At 71.0% G+C, this 23,881-nt stretch carries 22 protein-coding genes; 14 read left to right on the top strand and 8 right to left on the bottom strand.

What is annotated here, in order from left to right; all coding sequences use genetic code 11:
- The first annotated feature begins 59 nt into the window (after nt 1-59).
- The 7 genes from Ato02nite_RS28735 (at nt 60) to Ato02nite_RS28705 (ending at nt 7,328) form a co-directional block, all read left to right on the top strand.
- On the top strand, nt 60-410 hold the full coding sequence (locus Ato02nite_RS28735) for an STAS domain-containing protein (RefSeq protein ID WP_213009769.1): 351 nt from the start codon (nt 60-62) through the stop codon (nt 408-410).
- Between the two features lie 45 nt (nt 411-455).
- Complete coding sequence (locus Ato02nite_RS28730) at nt 456-1,190, top strand: alpha/beta hydrolase (RefSeq protein ID WP_213009768.1); 735 nt, start codon at nt 456-458, stop codon at nt 1,188-1,190.
- A gap of 24 nt (nt 1,191-1,214) precedes the next feature.
- Nucleotides 1,215-2,450, top strand: a complete 1,236-nt coding sequence (locus tag Ato02nite_RS28725) for an ATP-grasp domain-containing protein (RefSeq protein WP_213009767.1) — start codon at nt 1,215-1,217, stop codon at nt 2,448-2,450.
- Nucleotides 2,451-2,487: 37 nt separating this feature from the next.
- On the top strand, nt 2,488-2,934 hold the full coding sequence (locus tag Ato02nite_RS28720) for a DUF5990 family protein (RefSeq protein WP_213009766.1): 447 nt from the start codon (nt 2,488-2,490) through the stop codon (nt 2,932-2,934).
- Nucleotides 2,931-5,897 carry a DEAD/DEAH box helicase gene (locus tag Ato02nite_RS28715; protein WP_213009765.1) on the top strand — a complete coding sequence of 989 codons (2,967 nt, stop codon included), beginning with the start codon at nt 2,931-2,933 and terminating at the stop codon, nt 5,895-5,897. The genes Ato02nite_RS28720 and Ato02nite_RS28715 overlap by 4 nt, the downstream gene beginning before the upstream one ends.
- A 7-nt stretch (nt 5,898-5,904) precedes the next feature.
- Nucleotides 5,905-6,657 carry an SWIM zinc finger family protein gene (locus Ato02nite_RS28710; protein ID WP_213009764.1) on the top strand — a complete coding sequence of 251 codons (753 nt, stop codon included), beginning with the start codon at nt 5,905-5,907 and terminating at the stop codon, nt 6,655-6,657.
- Nucleotides 6,658-6,767: 110 nt separating this feature from the next.
- Nucleotides 6,768-7,328 carry a hypothetical protein gene (locus tag Ato02nite_RS28705; protein WP_213009763.1) on the top strand — a complete coding sequence of 187 codons (561 nt, stop codon included), beginning with the start codon at nt 6,768-6,770 and terminating at the stop codon, nt 7,326-7,328.
- 67 nt (nt 7,329-7,395) lie between these two features.
- Here the strand turns inward: Ato02nite_RS28705 and Ato02nite_RS28700 are convergent, their stop codons facing one another.
- Both Ato02nite_RS28700 and Ato02nite_RS28695 read right to left on the bottom strand, forming a co-directional pair.
- Nucleotides 7,396-8,817: an SDR family NAD(P)-dependent oxidoreductase gene (locus Ato02nite_RS28700; protein ID WP_213009762.1), complete on the bottom strand. Its 1,422-nt coding sequence runs from the start codon at nt 8,815-8,817 to the stop codon at nt 7,396-7,398.
- Nucleotides 8,818-9,763: 946 nt separating this feature from the next.
- Nucleotides 9,764-10,057: a hypothetical protein gene (locus tag Ato02nite_RS28695; protein WP_213009761.1), complete on the bottom strand. Its 294-nt coding sequence runs from the start codon at nt 10,055-10,057 to the stop codon at nt 9,764-9,766.
- Nucleotides 10,058-10,433: 376 nt separating this feature from the next.
- Between Ato02nite_RS28695 and Ato02nite_RS28690 the strand changes: the two genes are divergently transcribed.
- The 4 genes from Ato02nite_RS28690 to Ato02nite_RS28675 all read left to right on the top strand — a co-directional run bounded on the left by Ato02nite_RS28690 (nt 10,434) and on the right by Ato02nite_RS28675 (nt 14,171).
- On the top strand, nt 10,434-10,628 hold the full coding sequence (locus Ato02nite_RS28690) for a ferredoxin (RefSeq protein ID WP_246607497.1): 195 nt from the start codon (nt 10,434-10,436) through the stop codon (nt 10,626-10,628).
- Nucleotides 10,629-10,669: 41 nt separating this feature from the next.
- Nucleotides 10,670-11,515 (top strand): TetR/AcrR family transcriptional regulator, encoded by an 846-nt coding sequence (locus Ato02nite_RS28685; RefSeq protein ID WP_213009760.1) that lies wholly within the window; start codon nt 10,670-10,672, stop codon nt 11,513-11,515.
- A 91-nt stretch (nt 11,516-11,606) separates the two neighbouring features.
- The gene (locus tag Ato02nite_RS28680; RefSeq protein ID WP_213009759.1) at nt 11,607-12,833 is read left to right on the top strand and encodes a cellulose-binding domain-containing protein; all 1,227 of its coding nucleotides are present in this window, start codon (nt 11,607-11,609) and stop codon (nt 12,831-12,833) included.
- A 42-nt stretch (nt 12,834-12,875) separates the two neighbouring features.
- On the top strand, nt 12,876-14,171 hold the full coding sequence (locus tag Ato02nite_RS28675; protein ID WP_213009758.1) for a mannitol dehydrogenase family protein: 1,296 nt from the start codon (nt 12,876-12,878) through the stop codon (nt 14,169-14,171).
- 119 nt (nt 14,172-14,290) lie between these two features.
- Here Ato02nite_RS28675 and Ato02nite_RS28670 read toward each other — a convergent pair whose 3' ends face one another.
- The 3 genes from Ato02nite_RS28670 to Ato02nite_RS28660 form a co-directional block, all read right to left on the bottom strand.
- Nucleotides 14,291-15,466 carry a cytochrome P450 gene (locus Ato02nite_RS28670; protein ID WP_213009757.1) on the bottom strand — a complete coding sequence of 392 codons (1,176 nt, stop codon included), beginning with the start codon at nt 15,464-15,466 and terminating at the stop codon, nt 14,291-14,293.
- Nucleotides 15,467-15,518: 52 nt separating this feature from the next.
- The gene (locus Ato02nite_RS28665; RefSeq protein ID WP_213009756.1) at nt 15,519-16,058 is read right to left on the bottom strand and encodes a snapalysin family zinc-dependent metalloprotease; all 540 of its coding nucleotides are present in this window, start codon (nt 16,056-16,058) and stop codon (nt 15,519-15,521) included.
- A gap of 169 nt (nt 16,059-16,227) precedes the next feature.
- Nucleotides 16,228-17,541, bottom strand: coding sequence for a radical SAM protein (locus Ato02nite_RS28660; protein WP_213009755.1), 1,314 nt, complete (start codon nt 17,539-17,541; stop codon nt 16,228-16,230).
- 190 nt (nt 17,542-17,731) lie between these two features.
- Here Ato02nite_RS28660 and Ato02nite_RS28655 point away from each other — a divergent pair, with 190 nt between their 5' ends.
- Nucleotides 17,732-18,673: an aldo/keto reductase gene (locus Ato02nite_RS28655; protein ID WP_213009754.1), complete on the top strand. Its 942-nt coding sequence runs from the start codon at nt 17,732-17,734 to the stop codon at nt 18,671-18,673.
- Here the strand turns inward: Ato02nite_RS28655 and Ato02nite_RS28650 are convergent.
- Both Ato02nite_RS28650 and Ato02nite_RS28645 read right to left on the bottom strand, forming a co-directional pair.
- Nucleotides 18,663-19,538, bottom strand: coding sequence for a TIGR03560 family F420-dependent LLM class oxidoreductase (locus Ato02nite_RS28650; RefSeq protein WP_213009753.1), 876 nt, complete (start codon nt 19,536-19,538; stop codon nt 18,663-18,665). The genes Ato02nite_RS28655 and Ato02nite_RS28650 overlap by 11 nt on opposite strands.
- 9 nt (nt 19,539-19,547) lie before the next feature.
- Nucleotides 19,548-20,348 (bottom strand): helix-turn-helix transcriptional regulator, encoded by an 801-nt coding sequence (locus tag Ato02nite_RS28645; protein ID WP_213009752.1) that lies wholly within the window; start codon nt 20,346-20,348, stop codon nt 19,548-19,550.
- Nucleotides 20,349-20,448: 100 nt separating this feature from the next.
- Between Ato02nite_RS28645 and Ato02nite_RS28640 the strand changes: the two genes are divergently transcribed.
- Both Ato02nite_RS28640 and Ato02nite_RS28635 read left to right on the top strand, forming a co-directional pair.
- Complete coding sequence (locus Ato02nite_RS28640; RefSeq protein ID WP_213009751.1) at nt 20,449-21,165, top strand: SDR family oxidoreductase; 717 nt, start codon at nt 20,449-20,451, stop codon at nt 21,163-21,165.
- Between the two features lie 57 nt (nt 21,166-21,222).
- Nucleotides 21,223-22,692 carry an ATP-binding protein gene (locus Ato02nite_RS28635; protein WP_213009750.1) on the top strand — a complete coding sequence of 490 codons (1,470 nt, stop codon included), beginning with the start codon at nt 21,223-21,225 and terminating at the stop codon, nt 22,690-22,692.
- Here the strand turns inward: Ato02nite_RS28635 and Ato02nite_RS28630 are convergent.
- Nucleotides 22,661-23,881: an MFS transporter gene (locus Ato02nite_RS28630; protein ID WP_213009749.1), complete on the bottom strand. Its 1,221-nt coding sequence runs from the start codon at nt 23,879-23,881 to the stop codon at nt 22,661-22,663. The two genes, Ato02nite_RS28635 and Ato02nite_RS28630, sit on opposite strands and share 32 nt — an antisense overlap.

Raw genomic sequence — 23,881 nt, 5'->3', positions numbered from 1 at the left:
GCGAGGCGTCCGATCGTCGTTGTACGGTGTGGCGAACGGGCAGAAAGCGGAGGTCGGTGATGGGCGAGGCGGTGATGACCACGCGCACCCAGGCCGACGGTGCGATCGTGGTCGATGTCCGCGGCAGCCTCGACGCCGCCACCGTGGACGCGTTGCGCGAATCCCTGCTCGGCACCCTGACCCGGGAACGCCCGAGAACCCTCATCGTCGACCTGACGTTCGTGGTCTTCATGGACTCGATGGGCATCGGCACCCTGGTCACCGGCTACAACGCGGCCCGCGAGACGGGCACCCGGTTCGTGCTGCGCAACCCCAGCGATTTTGTGCACCGCCAGCTGCGGGTCACCGGGCTGGCCGAGATGTTCGGGCTGCCACCGGCCTCGTCGTCGGCGCAGTCGTTCACCGGCTGATCGCTATGGCGCGCGGGCCGGGCCGCCGACGGTTAATGTTCGGACATGGAACGGGTGGCGGAGGCTGACTGGCTTCATCTGCCCGGTGCCGACGGGGACTGGTGCGACGTCCGGCTGCCGGCGCCGGTGCTGCGGGTCGAGCTGACCGCCCGGGTCTGGTCCCCGGCCGTGCCCACCGACCGGGTGCTGGTCGCGCACGACGGGCCGGACTACGACCGGCACGCCTTCCTCGGCCGGTTCGCGGCCGCGATGGTGGCGTCCGGGCGGGTCGCGCCGTTCCGCCTGGTGCTGCTGCCGGCCGGCGACCGCCTGGAGTGGTACGCGGCCTCCCCGGCGTACGCGAAGGCCCTGACCGCCGAGATCCTGCCGCGGGTCGCGGACGACCGGCCGGTCGTCGGGATCGGCGCCAGCCTCGGTGCCCTCGCCATGCTGCACGCCCAGCGCTACGACCCGGCCCGCTTCGCCGGCCTGTTCCTGCAGTCCGGCAGCTTCTTCCAGCACCGCTTCGACTCGCAGGAATCGGGCTTCGCGCGCTATCAGCGGATCGTCCGGTTCGTCTCCTCGGTGCGGCGGGCTCGTTCCGGTCCCGCCGTGCCGGTCACGCTGACCTGCGGCAGCGTCGAGGAGAACCTGGCCAACAACCGGAGCATGGCCGACGCCCTGCGGGGGCAGGGGTACGACGTGACCTTCGCGGAGAACCGCGAGGGGCACAACTGGACCAACTGGCGGGACACCCTCGATCCGCATCTGACCACGCTCCTCCAACGGGTGTGGCCGTAGCTCTCATCTCCCCGGGAGGACGACGTGGCCGACGTCGAGCACACCATCGGACTGTTGCTGGGCACCGAGGACGACTGGCCCCGGGCCTACGAGGCACTGCTGCGCCGGCTCGGCATCGTCACCGGGCCGGACGGGCGCAGCCATCGGGTCGGCAGCGAGCGGGTCACCATCGAACCGTTCAACCTGCGCGACAAGCCGCGGCACGAGCTGGTCATCGACCGGCTCGCCTACTGGTACTACCACCCCCGCGAGTGGCTCAAGAAGATCTCGCTGATGGACGACGTGTACCTGCTGAACAGCCCGTTCACGTTCCAGTCGATGGAGAAGCACGCTGCCTACTGCGCGATGATCCGGCTCGGGCTCAAGGTGCCGGAGACCGTCCTGGTGCCGTACAAGAACCCGCTCGACAACAGTCGGTACGCGTACACCGCGGCCCGCTACAACAAGGAGTTCGACCTGGACGCGACGGCCGCGCAGGTCGGCTATCCGCTGTTCATGAAGCCGTACGACGGTGGCGCCTGGGTCGGCGTCTCCAAGATCCGCAACTCGGACGAGCTGCACTCCGCCTACGACGCCTCCGGCGAACGGCTCATGCACCTGCAGGCCGCCGTCGAGGACTACGACGTGTTCGCCCGCTCGCTGACCATCGGGCCGGAGACGATGGTGATGAAGTTCCGGCCGGAGCAGCCGATGCACGCCCGCTACGAGGTCGACCACGGGTTCCTCACCGCCGACGTCGGCCACGAGGTGGTGACCATCTCGCGCCTGGTCAATGCGTTCTTCCGGTGGGAATTCAACAGCTGCGAGTCACTGGTACGGGGTACCGACGTGTACCCGATCGACTACGCCAACGCCTGCCCGGACGTCGCGGTCACCTCGCTGCACTACTACTTCCCGTGGGCGATGTCGGCGCTGCTGCGGTGGACGGTCTTCTGCGTCGTCACCGGCCGCAAGCCGCGGCTCGACATGGACACCTCGCGATATTTCGCCATCGGCGACGACCCGTCCCTGTCGTACGCGGAGAAGCTGGGGGAGTACCGCCGGCTCGCCGACGAGTACTTCGAGACCGAACGCTACGAGGAGTTCTGCGACAAGCACCTGCGCAACGTGGACGCCATCGTCTACGACTGGGTGACCTCGGAGGAGTTCCGGTCGCTGCTGCGCGAGACGGTCCGGGCCACCTACCCGGTGCACGAGCACGAGAAGTTCCTCGGGCACTTCGGCGGTCTGATCGACGCCTGGGTGCGAGATCACTCCTGACGCGTTTTTGTCGTAGGCCCGGCCTATTGTCGGTCGGGTGCGGATCCGGATCGAAGGACTAGATCTGCCGGGGAGCCGTTCCGGCCCGGCGGCCGATGAGTTGCGCCTGCGTAACGTGCACGTCGGGGTGCAGCGGAAGTCGTCGGTCGTGTCCTGGGTGCCGGCCACCGCGCCGTCGGCGGTGTGGGACCTCGACGTCGACGTCCGCGAGATCGACGAGCTGCTCGACGTCGGCGGGCCCTTCGTCCACGGCCGGCCGGGGGCTCGGTTTATCTATCTGAGCTGGGGAAACGTCGACGGGTCCACGTTCGTGATGTTCCGGCGGGCCAAGCTGATGTTCGCTGACATTCCGACCGCGATGCTGCGGGCCGCTTTCGAGGACCCGGATGCCTCTCTGCACGCCGCGCTGGGGCTGACCGACTCCTTCGGCGATCCGCGCTGCGCCCGGGTCCGGCCGCCGGACATCGTCTGGACCGTGCGATGACCAGCTCCCTGGTGCAGGCCACGGTTCGGGTTCTGCACGGTCTCGTCGCGCGGGACGGGGCGCTGCTGCTCTGGGCCGAGTCGGACAATTCCGATTCATCGGTTACCCGGGGCGGGCATCCCTTCGCCCTGCCGGCCGCCCGGCTCCCGGCCGGCTCGGCGCGCGGGCCGGCCACCGTGATGCTGCCCTCGACCAGCGCCGGGCCGATGCCGTCGCCGCAGCTCGGGCTGCCACCCCGGCGCGGCACGCCGCGGCTGCGGCCGTGGCAGGTGCCCGTGGTCGAGGTGCCGTTCGTCGACGACGAGCTGGCCGATGAGTTCGACGGCCGGCTCGGGCCGTCCATGGCCTGGCTCATCGAGCTCTGCGCGTTCGCCGCCGACCTGGTGCGGCGCGGCCGGGTGCTGCCGGCCGTGCTCCCCGGCGGGCCGGTCGCCCGGTGGCGGCCGGTGCTCACCGGCTTCGACGCCGTGCACCACGCCGACCTGCAGCGCCGCATGCCACCCGCCTGCCGGGCCGAACGCGCCCGGCCCGGCGACGTGGCCGGGCTGCCCGCCGCCGACACCCTCGCCGCCGCGCTGCACCGCCTCGTCGACGGCCTGGTCCGCACCCGGCTCGCGCTGGCCGGAGTGGAGATCGGGGACGGCTGGCTGGCCGCCCTCACCGGCGAGCCGTCGTTCACCGGCGCCCCCGCCCTGGCCGACGACCTCGCCGAGAAACTCGACGCCTGGCACGCCGGCGCGGCCTCCGGCGCCGCCGTGCGCCTCTGCTTCCGCCTCAGCCATCTGCAGGAGCTCGACGAGGAACCGGATGCCACCGATCCGCAACCACGGCCGCCGGGGCGTGACGTCTGGCTGCTGGAATTCCTGCTCCAGGCGGTCGACGAACCGAGCGCGCTGGTCACCGCGGCCGACATCTGGCGCGACGAGTACGCCCCGCTGCGCCGCTGGACCCGCCACCCGCAGGAACGGCTGCTCGGCGGGCTCGGCCGGGCGGCCCGGCTCTTCCCCGACCTCGGCGCCGCGCTGCGCGTGCCCCGGCCGGTCGACATGGTCCTCGACACCGCCGAGGCGCACACCTTCCTCAGCCACGCCGCGATGCTCGAGGAGGCCGGCTACGGCGTGCTCCTGCCCGCGTGGTGGCGCGAGCGGCAGAGCTTCGGGCTCGCCCTAGAGCTGCGCGAACGCGACACGGTCGCGCCGGTGCTGCGCGACGAGGCAGCCGACCTGGCGCATCTGGTCGACTACCAGTGGGGGCTGGCCCTCGGCGGGCGGGCACTCACCGAGACCGAGCTCACCGACCTGGCCCGGGCCAAGGTTCCGCTGGTCCGGCTGCGCGGGCGGTGGGTACACCTCGACCCGCAGCGGCTCGCGGCCGGCCTGAAGTTCCTCGAGCGGGGCGGGGGGTCGATGACCGCCGGCAACGCGCTGCGGATGATCCGGCTGCTGCCGCCGGAGGAGCTGCCGTTGCCGGTCACCGCGGTCGGCGGCAAGGGCTGGCTCGCCGACCTGCTCGGCGGTGACCTCGACCAGAACCTCGAACTGCTGCCGCCACCGGAGTCGTTGCGGGGCGAGCTCAGGCCGTACCAGATCCGGGGTTTCTCCTGGCTCTCGTTCCTGGACTCACTCGGGCTGGGCGCCTGCCTCGCCGACGACATGGGTCTCGGCAAGACCGTGCAGCTTCTCGCGCTGCTGCTGCACCGGCGGGCCGGTCCGGCGCTGCTCATCTGCCCGCTGTCGGTGCTCGGCAACTGGCAGCGGGAGGCCGCCCGGTTCGCGCCGTCGCTGATCGTCCGGATCCTGCACGGCTCTTCACAACCATCGTTCGAGGGCGCCGATCTGGTGCTCACCACCTATGCGACCGCCCTGCGGATGGCCGACGAACTCGCGGCGTTCACCTGGGACCGCGTGGTGCTCGACGAGGCCCAGCACGTCAAGAACAGCGCCGGGGCGATGGCCAAGGCGGTGCGCCGGTTCCCGGCGCGGGTGCGGATCGCGTTGACGGGTACGCCGGTGGAGAACCGTCTCGCCGAGTTGTGGTCGATCCTGGACTTCGTCAACCCGGGACTGCTCGCGTCGGCGCACACGTTCCGAGCCCGGTTCGCCGTGCCGATCGAGCGCTACGCCGACGAGGAGGCCGCGGCCCGGCTGCGCACCGCCACCCGGCCCTTCCTGCTGCGCCGGGTCAAGTCCGACCCGGCCGTCATCACCGACCTGCCGGACAAGCGGCACGTCCGGCACCTGTGCGGGCTCACCACCGAACAGGCCACGCTCTACCAGGCGATCCTCGAGGACATGAGCACCCGCCTGGACGAGAGCACCGACAAGTGGAACAAGGGCATCGTGCTGGCCGCGATGACCAAGCTCAAACAGGCCTGCGTGCACCCGGCGCTGCTGCTCGGCGACGGTTCGCCGCTGCCCGGGCGCTCCGGCAAACTCGAACGCCTCGAGGAGATCGTCGACGGCGCGCTCGCCGACGGGGAGAGCCTGCTCTGCTTCACCCAGTTCGCGAAGTTCGGGGCCATGCTCACCCCGCACCTGGCGGGCCGCTTCGGGGTGCCGGTCCGCTACCTGCACGGCGGCACCACCCGCGCCGAGCGCGACTCCCTCGTCGCCGAATTCCAGGAGGACCGGCGCCCCGGCGTCTTCGTGCTGTCGCTCAAGGCCGGCGGCACCGGCCTGAACCTGACCGCCGCCAACCACGTCGTGCACGTCGACCGGTGGTGGAACCCGGCCACCGAGGCGCAGGCCACCGACCGCGCGTTCCGCATCGGACAGCGCCGCGACGTGCAGGTGCACACCCTGGTCTGCCTCGGCACCCTGGAGGAACGCATCGATCGGATGCTCATCGACAAGGGTGTGCTCGCGTCGCGCGTCGTCGGCAACGGTGAGGCCTGGCTGACCGCGCTGGACACTCTCGAACTCCGCGCGCTCCTGCGGCTGGAACCGGAGGCCGTCGTTGACTGACTCCGGCATGGCGGTCGAGTTCCTCGGCACCTTCGAATCGCTGCGGATGGGACCGACCTTCGCCCGCGGCCGGCGCGACGAACGCGCCGGGCACGTCCGCCAGCTGACCATCTCGGGCAGCCTCGTGGTGGCGCTCGTCCGCGGGCCGGAGGACGCCAAGGCGTTCCGGGCGCGGATCGCGGTGCGGTCCTTCGGCGCCTCCGAATGGGCGCGGGTCGAACAGGACCTGGTCGCCGAGGCCAGATTTGCGGCCGATCTGCTCGGCGGGCGGATGCCGCCCGGGATCGGGGCGGTGTTCGCGACGGCCGGGCTCAGTCTGGTGCCGCTGTCGCTCGACGAGGTCGCGATGGACTGCAGTTGCGAGCGCTGGCCGATGCCGTGCGTGCATCTCGCCGCGACCTGTTACGCCCTCGCCCGGTCGTTCGAGGAGGACCCGTTCGGCGTTTTCGCGTGGCGCGGGCGCTCTCGCGACGAACTGTTACTGCATCTGCGGGAACTGCGGGCGGCGGCGATTCCCCAGACGACCGGCACCGAGGTTTCCTCGCGTGTCGAGCCGGAAATTCCTTCGGGTGACCTTGGTGATGCGGACGATTTCTGGGGCTCACCGCTCGCTCCGCTGGCGCCGACCGATGGTCGACCCGGGGCGGTGACCAGGCCCGATGCGCTCCTTGACCAGTTGGACCCGCCGCGCATAACACATCAGGGCCGCCCGATTGTCGACCTGTTGCGCCCGGCGTACCGCGCACTGCCCGAAGCTTAGTCGCAGTCTTTTCTCCCACCATCGGGTTACACGGAGCGAAATCAAGCCGTGACTTTGCGTTCACGTGTTCTCCTAGATGGGACATAACGTTTGTCAGGAGAAGGTGTGACATGAACCGATTTACCCGGATTCTCACCATGGCCGGCCTCGGGCTGGTGACGGGCGTGACGATGGCGGCCGGACCGGCGATGGCGTCGACCAGCAGCGATCAGGGCACCTCGAAGTCCGGTGCCAACGCCAGCGAGCAGCGTCGTCACGGCGACCGCCTCGTCAAGGTGTTCCGTACGTGGGGTGCCTGTGACCGCGCCGGCGAGTACGGCGAGGACAGGGGTTACTGGGACGATTACGACTGCGAGCGGGTCGGCGGCTTCAGCGGCCGCCGCGGCTACGCGCTGGTCGTCGACTACGACGACTGGGGCCACGGCTGGAGCGGTCACTTCCCGGGCAGCTGGGGTGGCTCCTGGCGTCCGTACCCGGGCAACTGGGGTCCGAGCTGGGGCGGCGGCAACTGGGGCGGCGGCGGCTGGGGCGGCGGCTTCCACCCGGTCGGCGGCGGCTTCCACCCGCCGTTCGGTGGCGGCATCCGCCCGCCGTTCGTTTCTCCGGTCGGTGCCGGTCCCCTGACCGGTGGCCTGCCCGGCGGCCCGCCCGCGCAGGGCTCCACTCCCTGATGCCCTAGGGCCATCTCGCAACGCCAAGTCGAGCCGCATCCCCGCATCGGGGGTGCGGCTCGCACCATTACCAGGCGACCGGGGCGTAGTCCTTGAGAAAACAGCCGTAGACATCCTCGCCGGCCTCGCCACGCACGATCGGGTCGTAGACCCGGGCCGCGCCGTCGACCAGGTCGAGCGGGGCGTGGAAACCCTCCTCGTGCAGCCGCATCTTCGTCGGATGCGGGCGCTCGTCGGTGATCCAGCCGGTGTCGACGCTGGTCATCAGAATGCCGTCGGCGAACATGTCGACCCCGCTGGTGCGGGTCAGCATGTTCAGCGCGGCCTTCGCCATGTTGGTGTGCGGGTGTCCGGCGCCCTTGTAGCCACGGGCGAAGATGCCCTCCATGGCCGACACGTTCACCACGTAACGGCGCGGGAACTTCGACGCCTTCATCGCCTCCCGCAAGCGGCTGACCAGCACAAACGGCGCCGTCACGTTGCACAGCTGCACTTCCAGCAGCTCCAGCGGGTCGACCTCGTGAACCCGATCGCTCCAGCTGTTGGTCGGCGTCGTGTCCGGCACCAGGCCGCCGGCGTCGATCGCCACCGACCGGGCGGTCAGCGCCATCTCGGTGATCTGTTGCGGGGTCAGCACCGTCTCGCCGGTCGTCAGCACCGCCGCGGGGGAGACCCCGGCCGTCCCGAAGTACTCCAACTCGGGCAACGGGCCGTTCGGCAGAGACTCCAGCTCGGCGGCCGCGATCGCCGAATACGAGCCGGGCGTACGCCGTACCGTCTGGGCCGCGTTGTTGATCAGAATGTCCAGCGGCCCGCGGGCCGCCACCGAGTCGGACAGCGCGACCACCTGCGCGGGATCGCGCAGATCCAGCCCGACCACCCGCAGCCGGTGCAGCCAGTCCCCGCTGTCCGGCATCGCCGCGAAGCGGCGGACCGCATCGTGCGGGAACCGCGTCGTGATCGTCAGATCCGCGCCGTCACGCAGCAGCCGCAGCGCGATGTACATGCCGATCTTGGCCCGCCCGCCGGTGAGTAGCGCCCGCCGCCCGGTCAGATCAGTGCGGGCGTCCCGTTTCGCATGATTCGTAGCGGCGCACTCCGGGCAGAGCTGGTGATAGAAGGCGTCGACCACGGTGAAGCGCTGCTTGCACACGTAACAGCCGCGGGCCTGCCGCAGCACACCCGCGGTGGCTCCCCTGGTATTGGACTTCAGCGGAATGCCCGCGGTCTCGTCGTCGATCCGCCCCGGCGCGCCGGTCGCCGTCGACTCGGTGACCTCCCGGTCGGCCGCGAGGATCGCATCCCGCCGCTCCCGGCGGCGCTGCATCTTGGCCGTCTTGAACAACCCCGCCGTGGCCCGGCGGACGGCGACCGCGTCCGGGTGCTCCGGCGGAAGCTGCTCCACCTCGGCCATCACGGCAAGGCAGAGCGCGAGCCGTTCCGGATCCACTCCACCGGTGCCGGCCGTTACCGTGTCCCCGCTCGTCATCCCCTGCTCTTCCCTCTCGCCACGCCAAACCCACCGAAGACTGTACTGAGCCGTCATCATCGGCCGGGCGGTCCCTGCCCAAAGCGTTCCGCGAGCCCCTGCTCGTCTCCGGGCCCCGGAGATCGGGCCCTCCCGGAACCTTGCCGCTGGGCAAGGACTCGGGATCGGGCGCGTTCCGCATTTTCGGCCGGTGTGAATTCCTCGGGGATTCGGCATGGAGGATGCAAATATCGCGGCTACCCGACCGTCGCTGTGGCAATTCGGCGAGCGTCGATATCGCTTGGCCAGGAATGCGCTTTCCAAGCAATCGGTGGTGTTTCTCGTCCGGCCTGAAGTGCGGCGATTACAGCCGCCGTAATGGAGTATTTGTCCGGCTTCGCACGGTCCGCGACTGGCCGTTCCTCCGGTTGGCGGTCGGCCATCGGCTTGCGGCGGCGGCCCGGGTTGGCGCCGTCCGTCTGTTCTGCACTGGTTTTCCGTCGGCCCGGTCGGCGGCTGGCTCGCGGTGGCGGCACGGGTTGGCGCCGCCCGTCTGCGCTGCGGTGGTTTCCCGTCGGCCCGATCGGTGGCCGGCTTGCGGTGATGGTCGGCGTAGGCGCTGTTCGCCTGCGCTGGGCTGGTTGCATCGGCCTGGTCTGCGGCCGGGCTTGCGATGGCGGCTTGTTCGCGGTCGTCCGTTTGCGCTTCGCCGTTCCTCCGGCTGGCCTGGCCAGCGGATCGGCCCCCCGGTGAAGCGTTTTGTCGGCGCCATCAATCCACGCCTGGCCGGCTTGCCGGCGTGCGGTGGTGGCCCGGCCGAGGATTGCAGGCTCGGTTGGTGCCGGCCCCCGGCCTGGTGCCGGAGTGGCGGCTCCGGCGGTCCTGGTTTTGCCGTCGGTGGGGGAGCGTCGAGGGGGATTCGCTCCCGTGGCGTGAGTCGGGGATCTCACGCCGTGCGTAGCGGGCCCTAGCGGGCTGCCACCCTCGCTGCCAGGCGGGGACGGGTGGTGCGGCGCGCGTTCATGCGCTTGGGGACGATCTCGATGCGGGGCTCGCGTTGCGGGTCCAGTTGGCTCATCGAGGACACGACAATGACGGTGGCCAGACCGTCCTTCAGCATTTGCAGGGCGGCGTTCCAGTCGCCGCAGATCAGACCGGCCACGTCATAGCGCATCGCTGCGCAGTAGTCGAGGCATCGAGCCGCATGGACGTCGAACCTCTCTGTCTGCACGAAAATTACCGCATTGGGCACCGTGACCATCTCCCTCACCCGGGTCGCCTGTGCGTGAGCGCAATCACCTAATCGTGTTGCGCGCAAGTTGCACAACGGCCGATCCGGGCAGCACCTGACCGCCAATCCCGCCGATCGAACGCCATCTGTCGGATATGGACCACCCGTCCGGGCATTTTCGAAGAACTGTCGGCTACCCGACTGCCGGCGGCCAGAAATTCGATCTCTGAAATGTTCACAAAGGATCTTGTCCGTCGGCTTGACCCTCACCGTGCGGGAAGGTCGATGCTTGTTCCCAGAGGGAGACGAGTGAGTAGTGGCTCATGTTGCTCGGAGGGGAGGTGCTTATTGACGGACTTCGTGATGACCGGCAGTGTTGGGGCGTTCGCCCATTGTGGAGATGCCGATGAAGATCGCCGTGGACACCAGCCTCTGCATCGGGTCGGGGACCTGTGCGCTCACCGCGCCCGGCGTCTTCGACCAGGACCCGGATGAGGCGGTGGTGGTCGTGCTCGACGGTTCGCCACCGGAGTCGGAACGGGACGCGGTCGAGCTCGCGGTCAAGAGCTGCCCGGCCGCGGTGATCCAGCTACTCAAATAGCAGTGCGAGGTAACCGTTCGCATTCATACAGGGACTTCGATATGTTCGGGGTCATGGTGCATGCGGGGGAGACCGAGGCTTCGCTGGTGGTCCGGGCTGCGGAGATGTTCGGGCGGGACGGGTATGCGGCCACCTCGCTCGACGAGGTCGGCAAGGCCGCGGGGCTCAGCCGGGGCGCGGTCTATCACCACTTCGGGACCAAGGCGACGCTCTTCCGGTACGCGCTGATCTACCAGGAGCGGCGGCTGGCCGAGCGGTTCGTGGCGGCCTCGTCGGTTCGCGCCGGATGGGACGCCGTGCGGGCCGGCTGTGCGGTGGTGCTCGACGCCTATCTCGATCCCGCGCTGCGGCGCATCCTGCTCATCGACGGGCCGGCGGTGCTCGGTTGGCAGGAGGTCCGCTCGATCGAGGACGGCTACGTGGGCGAGTTGCTCCGGCGGGGGTTGCAGCGGGCAGCCGAAGAGGGCGGCGCGGCAGACCTGGTCGGGGAGCATGGCGCGCCGGACCTGGCCAGAGAGCGCCGCGCGAGGGGCCTGGGCGGCGAGCGCGGCGCAGCCGATCCAGTCAGGGAGTGCGGCGCGGCAGACCCGGTCGGGGAGCGCGGCGCGAGGGACTTGGTCGGGGAGCGCGGCGCGAGGGACCTGGTCGGGGAGCGCAGCGCGGGGGAGCTGGTCAGGGGCCGGGACGCGGCGGGCCTGACTAGAGGGCGGGGTGCGGGGGAGCGGGTCGCCGACGAGCAGGATGTCGAGGCGCGGCTGTCGGTGCTGCGGGGTGCGCTGGCTGAGGCGGGGCTGCTGCTGGCCCGGGACGAGGACTCGCTGCCGGCGCTGACTCGGGAGATCGAGTTGCTGATCAGTACTTACGAGCGGAACCCGGCGCTCGCATAGCTTTTCATCTCCTCGAAACAAAACTACAGTCGTCGATGTATGGGAGCGCTCCCAACGCTCCGTTCCCCCAACCATCCCCATGGGAGTACCGATGCGCCGACGAGGAATTGCTCTGGTGGTGTCCGGCCTGGTGGCCGGGACCGGGATGATCGTGGCGGGGGCCTCGGCCGCGACCGCGGCCATCGGCTGCAACGTCACCTACACGGCCAATTCGTGGTCCACCGGGTTCACCGCTGACGTCAAGGTGACCAACAACGGGCCGGCCGTCTCCGCCTGGACGGTGACCTGGTCGTATGCCGGCGATCAGCGGGTCACCGGGGCCTGGAACGCCACCGTCACCCAGACCGGCACCGCGGTCAGCGCCGCCTCCGTGGCCTGGAACGGCAGCCTTGCCACCGGGGCGTCGACCAGCTTCGGCTTCCAGGGCACGTATACGGGCACCAACGCCACCCCGACCGCGTTCGCGCTCAACGGCGTCGCTTGCGGTGAGACGACCACGCCGACGACTGGGCCCACCACCGCGCCGACCACGACGACCCCGACGACCCCGCCCACGACGAGCCCCACGACCCCGCCCACCACTGCGCCGACGACCCCGCCGACCACTAGCCCGACCACGCCGCCGGCCCAGAACTGTGTGGCCACCGCGGTCTGTGACGGGTTCGAGCAGCAGACCGGGACCGCACCGGGCGGGAACTGGGCGGTCACCTACCCGGACTGCTCGGGTGCCGGCACGGCCACGATCGACAAGACGGCGGCGCACTCGGGTTCGACCTCGCTCAAGGTCAGCGGGGCCGAGGGCTACTGCAACCACGTCTTCGTGCGGAACACCGCGATTCTCGGCACGACCAGCAACGTGTGGTACGTCCGGTACTGGGTCCGGCACACCACCGCGCTTCCGGCCTCGCACGTCACCGCGGTCGCCCTCGCCGACGCCAACGACGGTGGCAAGGATCTGCGGTTCGGCGGGCAGAACGGCGCCCTGCAGTTCAACCGGGCCTCCGACGACGCGACCCTGCCCGAGCAGAGCCCGGCCGGCGTCGCTCTCTCCGCGCCGCTGCCGGTGAACACCTGGAACTGCGTCGAGTTCAAGGTCGACGGGCGGGACGGCACCATGGAGACCTGGCTCAACGGCACGTCCGTGCCCGGCCTGCTCGAGGATGGCACGCCCACCCACGACATCGACAGCCAGTGGCTCAACAAGACCTGGCGGCCCGCGCTCACCGACCTCAAGCTCGGGTGGGAGAGCTACGGCCAGGGCGCCGACACCCTCTGGTACGACGACGTGGCGGTGAGCGCGATGCGCAACGGCTGCTGAGGACGGTTGCCGGGGCGCCGGGTGGAACCCACGATGGATGCCATGCGGATCGTGCACCTGGGCCTCGGGAACTTCTTCCGGGCACACCAGGCGTGGTACACGTCGGTCGCCCCGGACGCGGGCGACTGGCCGATCGCGGCGTTCACCGGCCGGTCCCCGCTGGCGGCCCGGCAACTCTCCGCCCAGAACGGGCGGTACACGCTGCTGGTGCGCGGGCCGGAACGCGACGAGGCGCAGATCATCGGTTCGGTGCGGGACGCGTACGCCGCGGATGACCACCAGGCGTGGCGGGACCACCTGGCCGCACCACGCACGGCCCTGGTGACCTTGACGGTGACCGAGGCGGCCTACCTGCGGGCACCCGGCGGCGGCCTGGACGAGGACCGGGCCGCCGCCGACGTCGCCGCGTGGCTGCGGGGCGACCCGGTGCGCAGCGTGCCGGGCCGGCTGATGGCCGGGCTGGCCGAGCGGCGCTTGTTCGGCGGCGGTCCGATGGCGATCGTGTCGTGCGACAACCTGCCGGGCAACGGGGAGGCGACCGCGCGGGTGGTTCTCGACTTCACCACGCTCGCCGAGCCCGCGCTGGTGCCGTGGATCCGGGACAACGTCGCGTTCGTGACCACCATGGTCGACCGGATCACCCCGCGCACGACCGCCGCGGACGTCCAGGTGGCGATGTCGCTGACCGGTTTTGCCGACGCGGTGCCGGTGGTCACCGAGCCGTACTCGGAATGGGTCCTGGACGGCGTCTTCCCGGCCGGCCGCCCGGCCTGGGAGGCCGGCGGAGCGCGGTTCGTCTCCGACATCACCGCACACGAGCAGCGGAAACTCTTGCTGCTCAACGGTGGTCACTCGCTTTTGGCGTACGCCGGGAGCGCGCGCGGCCACACGACGGTCGCCGAGGCCGTCGCCGATCCGGAGTGCCGGGCGTGGCTGGAGCAGTGGTGGGACGAGGCGGCGCGCTGTGTCCCGCTGGCGCCCGGCGAGATCGCCGCCTACCGGGAGGCGCTGCTGGTCCGGTTCGGCAACGCGCGCATCCGGCACACGCTCGCCCAGATCGCCGCGGACGGTTCGCAGAAGATCCCGATCCGGGTGATCCCGGTGCTGCGGGCGGAGGTCGCGGCCGGTCGGTTGCCGGCCGGCGCGATCCGGATCCTGGCCGCCTGGATCGATCACCTGCGTGGCATCGGCGCCCCGGTCGACGACGCCGGCGCGGGCCCGTTCGCCGAGCGCGCCGGCAATGTGCGCGACGTGGTCGCGCTGCTCGCGCCCGACCTCGCCGCCGACGACGCGCTGGTGGCCGCCGTCGGCAGAACAACCCGCGAGGGTGCCCGGTAAGCCCTCGTCCTCAGCCGGTGCCGCGCGTGGGGCAGGACCTCCGGCGGAGCCGCGTGTGGGGCCGGGGCTCCGCGGGGCGGCGCGTAGGGCGGGTCAGGCTGGCGTTGCGTAGGGCCGGGTCAGGCCGGGTCGGTGGTGAGGTGGACGGCGGTGAAGGCTCGCAGGACGAACGTCGGGCGGTGGGTCGGCTCGGTGGCCAGGTGCAGTGCCGGGGCGTGGTCCAGCAGGGCGGACAACGCCGCCTGCAGTTCGATGCGGGCCAGCGGTGCGCCCAGGCAGAAGTGCAGGCCGGCGCCGAAGCCCAGGTGCGGGTTCGGGGTGCGGGTGACGTCGAAGGTGTCCGGGTCGCGGAAGACCGCGGGGTCGCGGTTGGCCGCTCCCAGCAGGGCCGCTATCTCGCCGCCCGGGGGGATCGTGACGTCGCCGATCGTCACCGGGGCCGCCGCTGTGCGGACGAACAGGTGCAGGGGCGGGTCGTAGCGGATCATCTCCTCGATCGCGGTCGGCACCAGGGCGCGGTCGGCGCGCAGGCGGGCCAGCTGGTCGGGGTGGCGGAGCAGGGCGACCAGGCCGCCGCCCAGGGCGTTCACCGATGCCTCGTGGCCGGCGTTGAGCAGCAGGATCGCCGACGCCACCAGTTCGTCGCCGGTCAGCCGGTCGGTGCCGTCGCGGGCCGCCACCAGGTGGCTGATCAGGTCGTCCTCGGGGTGGGCGGTGCGCTCGGCGGCCAGGGCCCGGATGTAGCCGGCGAACTCGCGGCAGGCGGTCAGGGCCTCCTGCTCGGCCTCGGGGGTCCGGGAGACCTCGTACATCCGCACGATCGCGGCCGACCAGGGCCGCAGGCGGTGACGGTCGACGGCGGGGACGCCCAGCAGCTCGGCGATCACCGTGACGGCCAGCGGCTCGGCCAGGTCGGTGAGCAGGTCGAACGGGTCGCCGGCGGTGGACAGCAGCTCCGCGGCCGAGGCGGCCACGGCGGGGCGCAGGCGTTCCACGTGGCCCCGGCCGAACGCCTTCGCGACCAGGGTGCGCAGCCGGGTGTGGTCGGGCGGTTCGTTCTCCATCATCTGGTTGCGGTGCAGCAGATTGAACGGCTCCCACCACTCGGCGGGCTCCCGGTCCCGCCAGAACCGGCCCAGCCGGCGGTCGCGGAGCACCGCGTCGGCGGTGGCGTGGCTCGCCGCCAGCCACCGGCCGGTCGGCTCGTGCCGGCTCACCGGTGCCTGCTCGCGAAGCCGGGCCAGCGCGGGGTAGGGGTCGCGGATGAAGTCCGGGTCCTCGAAGTCGATCACCACCCGGAACACGGTAGCCGGGCCCGCCCCACCGGAGCGGACCCGGCCGGTGCTGTCACGCGGCGGGGACCACCCAGACGTACGTCTGCGGGGTGACCGTTGCCGAGGTGCGGAACAGGCGCTCGACGGAGGCCTTCTCGGCGGCGCTCGGGTTGGCGTTGGTGCAGGCCACCGGTGCGCTGCTGCCGGACATCAGGTCGGAGCAGAGGCCGGTGCGGTTGTCCGGCAGGCCGAGGATGTGGCCGAACTCGTGGGCCGCGATCCGGGGCGGGTAGTAGCCGTCGTTCACGGCCTCGCGGCCCATGTACCAGCGGCCGTTGCCCAGTGACGTCGAGTAGGTGCGCGGCCAGCCGTTGTCGGCGTAGACGCGGATGTTCGGGGTGCGGCCCGCGGTCACCGGCTGCAACTTGACGTTCGCGACCGCGCTGTTCCAGATCTGGGCGCCCTGGTTGACCACCGCGATGAACTCCTGCGCCTGGCTGGCGTCGTAGTAGAGGATCCTCGCGGCGGCCTGCGCCGGGGTGGCCGAAACGACCTGAACACCGGCCAGTGCGAGCGCGGCGACCAGCGCGGCCGCCCACCTTCGTAGAAGCATCGTCGTCCTCCAGGGGGTCGGGGGGTTCCTGCCCGACACCCTAGAGAGACAACGAAGATCATCGATTTAGTACGGGCATATCACTTGCCCTCTCACGTGCGTGCGATGCCACGCCTTCGCGAGCTTCCCGGGACGGCGACCTTGCGGTTGTAGGAGCCGTCACGCGTACCTATGGAATGGGGTTGGGTTCGAGGGTGTCCATGAACGAACTCACCGAGAACACCGCGTTGCCCGGTCCGGGCGGGCCGTAACCGGGCGGGCTGGACAGGCCGTTCGCGTCCATGATCGCGCGGTAGGTCTCCAGCAGGCGGACGTGGTATTCCAGCGGGGCGCCGTGCGGGTTGGTTTTGCCGAGCGGGGTGGTCGGCTCGGGGCACCAGGTGGTGAAGCGCGGGGTGATGCCGCGGGACATGAAGTATTGCAGGCCCTCGGCGGTCGAGTCGATCGCCTCGTTCACGCTGGTGAAGCCGAACGGCTCGGCCATCTCGACGCCGGCCACGAAGTTCGGGATGACGTTGCGCGGCCCGAAGACCTCGGCCGATTCGAGGATGCGGCGGTGCCACTCCTCGCGGCCCACGTAACGCTCCTTGCCCGGGCAGTACAGCTCGAACAGCCGCTTGTCCCACACCTCGTAGTTGGGGTGGTAGATGCGGATGCCGTAGTCGTGGAACCGCTGCACGTCCGCCCGCGGGAGCGCCTGCGCGACGACCTTGCCGATCCAGCGACCCGGGAAGCGCTCCTCGATGGCCTGGGCGTAACGGCCGTAGAAGTCGGCCTCGGCCAGCCCGTCGACCTTCGAGGTGACACTGCCGCCGGTCAGCGTGTATGCCGTCGACGTGCGGGCGGTGTCGTACTTGTCGATGATCGCGAGCGCCTCGAGGACCTCGTCGACCGGCTTGACTCCCGTGTAGGGCCGGCCGGCCGCCTTGTGCTGGCGCCAGTTGTGGTTGATGTCGCAGTACTGGCACTCCTCCTTGGCGCCGAAGTACTGACAGACGCGGAAAACGGTCAGATAGACCAGATAGCCCCACTGGATCGTCGGGGCGACCTCCATCACCTGCTTGCCGTTCGCCAGCGTGTGCCGGTAGTAATCGGGCATCGGGGGCAGGCCGACGTCGGCGATCGCCCGCCCGTCCAGGAAGAGCATCAGCCGCCCGTCGTCGTCCGCCTTCACTCGGTACGGCGAGTCGGGGTTGATCCGCACCGACACCACGGTTCGGCGCAGGTCGTACGGCCCGCCGGTGAGCACGATCTCCTCCGGCGGCCGGCGCAGCGCGGCCGTGCCCAGCTCGGGCAGGGTGCGGTGGTCGAACGAGAAGATGAAGTACGACTTCGGCTTGACGTCGCCGCCCTCGTTGTCGGACAGCGCCGAGTCATCGAAGGCCAGCCCGCCGCGCAGCAGGTCCTCCTTGATGACCGCTTCCCGCGGCACGTTGGGGAATCGGCCCATCAGGTCCTCGACCAGGTCGGTCCGCGATTGCATACACATCTCCCCGAAAAGCCGGCACGTTGATCTGCTGTCGAGCCTACTTCCCGAATCAGGTCCGTTCCGGCCATGTCGACGTGACGAACGTCCTGACGATGAATGCCGAGGTCGACCCGAAACCGGGGGTTGAGGTGGAGTGCGCTCCAGCTTCTACGGTCGTTGGCAGGAGCTAGGAAGGGAATCCACTGTGGAACTCAGGGACTTCGGGCGGCTCGGCCGGATCAGTGCGCTCACCCTCGGTGGCGGCGGGATCGCCGGCGTGTGGGGGCGGACCGATCGGGCCGAGGCCGTCGCCACCGTGCACGCCGCCATCGACGCGGGTGTCACGATGCTGGACCTGGCGCCCAGCTACGGGGTGGACGCCGAGTCGGAGCTGGCGGCCGGGGAGGCGTTGCGGCAGCGGCCCGCCGGCCACGTCATGATCACCTCCAAGGTGCAGTTGGAGGGCGACGGGGACTTCGCCGGGCGGATCGGGCGCAGCCTGCGGGCCAGCCTGGACCGGATCGGGCGCGATCATCTCGACCTGTTTCTGCTGCACACGCAGCTTCAGCCGGTCGACGGCGGGCAGGTGCCGCGCAACATCGCGTGGCGGGACTACCGCGACGAGGTCGTGCCGGAGTTCGAGCGGCTGCGCGACGCCGGCCTCATCCGGGCCTGGGGGATCACCGCGGTCGGTCACCCGGACAGCGTGCTCGCGGCGCTGCGGGAGACGCCCCGGCCGGACGCGGCCCAGGTCGTGGTGAACGCCCTCGACATGCCGGGCGACATCTACCCGTGGAGTGACGTGCCCGCCGCCAACGACGAGATCCGCCGGGTCGCGAACGGCAACGGCGTGGCGGTCGTCGGCATCCGGGCGGTCGCGGCCGGGTCGCTCACCTCGGCCCTGGACCGGGACGTCCCGCCGGACCACCCGGCGGCCGTCGACTTCGCGCGGGCCGAACCGTTCCGCAAGGTGGCCGCCGAGCTGGGGGAGACCCCGGCCGCCCTCGCCCACCGTTACGCGCTGAGCGTTCCCGGCGTGGCGACGGTCGTGCTCGGCGTGAAGAACCGCGAAGAGCTGGCCGAATGCCTGGCCGCCGAGGCGCGCGGCCCGCTCACCGACGACGAGTTGGGCGCGGTCAGCCGTTGACCAGGTCCCGGATGACGTCCATCGCCTGCAGGCGGGTGACGCCCTTGCCGAGGGCGTCGTCCGGGATGATCAGCTCGTCCAGGCCGATCGCGCGGTACTCGGCGATGGCATCGGCCAGGGCCGCCCGCGAACCGCCGATCACCGGTGGCCGGCCGCCGGTGTCCGGGAGGTCGCCGTCCAGCACGACCAGGGCCTGCGCGGTGCGGTCGATCGCCGCCGGGTCGCGCCCGATGGCGGCGCATCGCTCGTCGAGGACCGCGGACTTGTGGGCGATCAGCGACGGCTCGCCCCAGCAATTCCACATGTCCGCATATTTCGCGACAATGCCGAGCATGCGCTTCTCGCCCTTGCCACCGATCAGGATCGGCAGCGGGGACTGGATCGGCTTGGGCTCCGAGACCGCGTCCGTGAGCTGGTAATACTTCCCGTCGACCGTGGTGCGCGGCTGCCGCAGCAAGCCCGTGATGACCTGCAACGCCTCCTCGAACTGGTCGAGCAACGGGCCGGGGGAGGGCAGCGCGATGCCGTACTCCCGATGCTCGGTCTTCTGCCATCCGGCACCGACCCCGAGGATGAAGCGACCGCCGCTGATGTGGTCGACGGTCGCGGCCATGTTCGCCAGGACGGCCGGGTGCCGGTAGGTGTTCCCGTACACCAGCGTGCCGATCCGCACCCGCGGGATCAGCGCGCCGAGCGCCGCGACCAGCGACCCCGCCTCGAGCATCGGTGACTCCATGTCGTCGCCGTCCGGCATGAAGTGGTCGGCCACGTAGACCGTGTCCCACCCGGTGTCGGCGGCGTGCCGGGCCACCTCGATGATCTCCGCGTACGGCTGTTCGGCCCCGGGCCAGATCGCGATCCGCATGATCGGAGCCTACGGCCGCGCGGCCAGCGAGAGTAGAGCGAGGGCATCGGCGGACGGCGATCCCGGGACCGCCTGGAAGACCACCAGACGCTGCCCGTCGGCGACGGTCAGGACTTCGGAATTCAGATCCAGACGGCCCACGGCCGGGTGCTGAAACGTGCGCTGGGTGCCGCTTTTTACGCGTACGTCGTAATGCGCCCACAGACCCGCGAACTCCCCGCTGACCGCGACCAGCTCCGCGACGAGCGCGGCGGTCTGATCCGGCGGTGCCGTGCGCAGGTGGGCCACGCAGTCCTGGGCCATCCGCGGCCAGGACGACACGACGGTGCGCGCCGCCGGATGCCGGAAGATGTAGCGCACGATGTTGCGCCGCCCGCGCGGCCACTCGGCGAGGCCGTCCAGCAGGGCCAGGCCTTCCGGGTTCTCGGCGAGGATGTCGCTGCCCGGCGTCAGCACGAAGGCGGGCGCGGGCCGCACCGTCTCCAGGAGTTGCCGCAACCCGGGCCGCGCGACGACCGGAGCCGGCCGGGCCGGGCCCCGCGGCCCCTCGGCGAGCCGGTGCAGATGATCGCGCTCGTCGTCGTCGAGCCGCAGCACCCGGGCCAGCGCGTCGAGCACCGCCGCGCTCGGATGGCTGTCCCGCCCCTGCTCGAGCCGGATGTAGTAGTCGACGCTGACGCCGGCGACCGCGGCCAGCTCCTCCCGCCGGAGCCCGGGTGTCTGCCGCCGCCCGTTCCCGGCGGGCAGCCCGACGTCCCCCGGCCCGACCCGCCCGCGCCGGCTGCGCAGAAATTCGCCCAGCTCACTCATGACCCGAGTCTCTCACCAGGGCGGATGCGGGGACTGGCCCTGCCAGGGCCAGGGCCGGCGCGGCCTTCTCGGCGCCCGGCGGCCGGATCACGCTGAGTGCATGCAGAACGAACGAGTGCTCGTCATCGGCGGCGGCTCCGGCATGGGGCTGGCGCTCGCCCGGCAACTCCTCGACGACGGGAGCGAGGTGACCATCGCCGGCCGGTCCGCGGAACGGCTCGCCGCGGCGGCCCGCGAGCTCGGCGAGCCGAAGCTGCTCACCATCCGCACGGTCGACATCGCGGACGAGGACGGCGTGCGGGACCTGACCGCCGCCGAGCGCGACCACATCGTGGTCACCGCGGCCGACGCGGCCGGCTCCTACCACCCGATCCGCGACTTCCCCCTGGCCGACGCCCGGAATGTCCTGGCGACCAAGGTGCTCGGCCCCTGGCTGGTCGCCAGGCACGGGGCGCCGCACCTGCGCGCCGGCGGTTCGATCACCTTCACCTCCGGGGTGGCCGCCTACCGTCCCGGCCCGGGTTCATCGGTGCTGGCCACCGCGAACGGCGCGCTGGAGTCCCTGGCCCGCACCCTGGCGATCGAGCTCGCCCCGATCCGGGTCAACGTCGTCTCGCCCGGCTGGGTCGACACCGCGATCTGGGACACCCTGGCCGGCTCGGCCAAGAACGAGCGCCTGGGCGCGATGGCCGCGAAGCTCCCGGCCGGCCGGGTCGGCCGCCCGGACGACATCGCCGCCGCGTTCCGCGCGTTGATGACCAACGGTTTCATCACCGGCACGGTCCTGCACGTCGACGGCGGCCACCGCCTGGTCTGACGGCCATTCCTGGACGCGTCCCTGACGATGCGTGTGTCGGCGTGCAACTCTTGGTGCATGTCTGACGCGAGCTTCGCGCGACCGCGCGGTGAGAGTTTTGAGTACGCGGGGGCCACGGTGGAGCTGGTCGACGCGGCTACCGCCCTGGCCGCGGCCCGGGTCAACCCGGTCGAGCTGATCCGGCAGGCGGTGTGGCCGGCGCCGGTGCGGCGGGTTGATCTGACCGTCTCCAGTGCCGACCGGGGTGACGGGCCGGTGCATGTCTTCGCGGCCACCGTCAGCACGGCCGACGAACCCCTGTCCAAGGAGCGCATCCGCAGGCTGGTGCTCGGCAACGACCCGGTCGGGCTGCTGCTCGCCAAGCGGATCGAGCAGGGCGACCCGGTCACCACGCGGATCGTCGACGGGGTGGGTGCGGCGGCGGCCGCCGCGTACAAAAAGCTTGGTCTCGACAAACCCACCCAGCCGGCGGCGAACCGCCCGCCGGAAACCCTCGCCGACGCCGTTGTCGGGCTGCAGGCGAGCGTGACGTACGACGAGAGCGGCACCGCCGTCCGCCTCACCGCCGAGGTGCCGCGGGACGACGTCAGCCCCGCTCACCTGCAGGCCTTCGTCGGCTTGGTCCTGCAGACCGTGCTCGAGCTGGCCGGGCCCGACGCGCTGAAGGGCCGTCGTTACGTGGTGAGCCGGGAGCAGCTGTCGCGCACCCCGGCGACGACGCAGACGGTGACCCTCGACATGGTGGGCGGGCTCGCCGAGGTGGTGGCCGAGCTGCGGCAGATCGCGGTGTCGTTCCGGCATCCGGAGGCGATGGCCCGGTGGGGGGCGCGCAGGCCGCAGGGCCTGTTGATGTACGGGCCGCCCGGCACCGGCAAGACCATGCTGTCGCGGGCCCTGGCCAACGAGATCGGCGCCGACTTCCGGGAGATCCGCACGCCGGAGATCCTCGACAAGTGGCTGGGCGGCTCGGAGCGCAACATCAAGCAGATCTTCCGGGACGCCCGCCGTTACCGGGTGCCGACGCTGATGCTGTTCGACGAGTTCGACTCGATCGTCAGCTACGCGGGCGCCGGCGGGGACGCGGCGAGCCAGGCCCTCAACGCGGTGGCCGGCATCTTCAAGCAGGAGATGAACGACCTGATCGAGGAGAACCCGAACGTCATCGTGGTGGCGACCACGAACTTCCCGCACCGGGTGGACGACTCGCTGATCCGGTCCGGCCGGTTCGACGTGAAGATCAGCGTGCCGAAACCGGACGAGCCGAGCCGGGCCGAGATCTTCCGCAAGATGATCCAGGGGCTGATCGCGGCGCACGAGCAGCCCGGGTTCACCATGTTCGGCGAGGACATCGACCTGGCCGCGCTGGCGCACGCCAGCCACGGCATGACCGGCGCGGACATCAAGGAGGTGCTCCGGCGGGTGCAGCTGACCAAGGCCATGCAGGATGCGCGTACGGGTGGGAACGCCACGCCGATCTCCCAGGAGGAGCTGCTCGCTAGCGTGCGGGAACTGCTTGCTCCTCGGTGACGCGCCGCCAGGGCAGCAACAGCCCGCTCGCCGCGACGATCAGGCCGCACACCAGCAGGGCGAAACGCACGCTGGTGGCGGCCGCGAGCGCACCGCCGAGCAGCATCGCGATCGGCTGGGTGGTGCGTGAGGTGACCTGCCAGCCGGCGATGACCCGGGAGAGATAACCGTCCTCGGTGTGCGTCATCCGGTAGGTGGCGAACGCCGGGTTGAAGGCGCCGGTGAAGAACAGCGCCAGGAACTCCACCACGATGAGCAGCACCAGGCCGGGGGTGCCGGCCGGCATCGCGGCCAGGAACGGCAGCCAGACCGCCCGGCCCACCCCGGTGATCAGCAGGACCCTGCGTTCACCGAACCGGTTGACCAGCGGCCTGAGCGCCAGGGCACCGAGAACGCCGGCGGCGCAGGGCACGCCCCAGCCCACGCCGTACTGCCAGGCGGAGAAATGCAGCTCGCCGAGCATCAGCACGGTCAGCAGCGGGGAAGCGGCCATCATGGCGGCGCCGAAGACCTGCGAGTTGACGTAGAGGGTGCGCAGGCCGCGGTGGCGCACGATGTACCGCCAGCCGTCCGCTATCTCCGACCATTTGCCGGCTGCGGGGGACCGGACCGGGGGTGGTGGCTCGGGTGCGCGCAGGCGGCGGACGTTGACCGCGGACAGGACGAAGCTGAGCGCGTCGGCCGACAGCGTCCACCAGACGCCGAGCCACGAGGTCAGCGCCCCGCCGGCGGCCGGCCCGGCGCTGTAGGCGGTCCAGAACGTGGCCTCGAACCGCCCGTTGGCCGCGGCCCGATCGGCCGGGCCGACCAGGGCCTTGAGATGCGATCCGCTGGCCGCGGTGAAGGCGAGCGCCCCGACCGCCTGCACCACCGAGACGACGCAGAGCTGCGCGAACGACAGCATCCCGCACGCCCAGGCGATCGGCACGCTGATGATCGCCAGCGCCCGGGCGAGGTCGGCCATGATCATCACGGGGCGTTTACGGCGGAACTCGATCCACGGCCCGGCCGGCAGCCCGACGACCGCGGCGGCCAGCCCGCCCAGCGCCGCGAGAAGTGACACCTGGAATTCGGAAACCCGCAGGACCAGCACCGCTACCAGGGGGATCGCCCCGTAACTCAGGCCGGTGCCGGCCTCACTGATCGCGTACGCCGTCCACAGCTTCTTGAAGTCGGAACCCAGAGCCAC

Source organism: Paractinoplanes toevensis, assembly GCF_018332695.1.
In the GTDB taxonomy this organism is placed as follows: Bacteria; Actinomycetota; Actinomycetes; order Mycobacteriales; family Micromonosporaceae; genus Actinoplanes; species Actinoplanes toevensis.
This window is presented reverse-complemented; position numbering and strand designations above follow the sequence as displayed.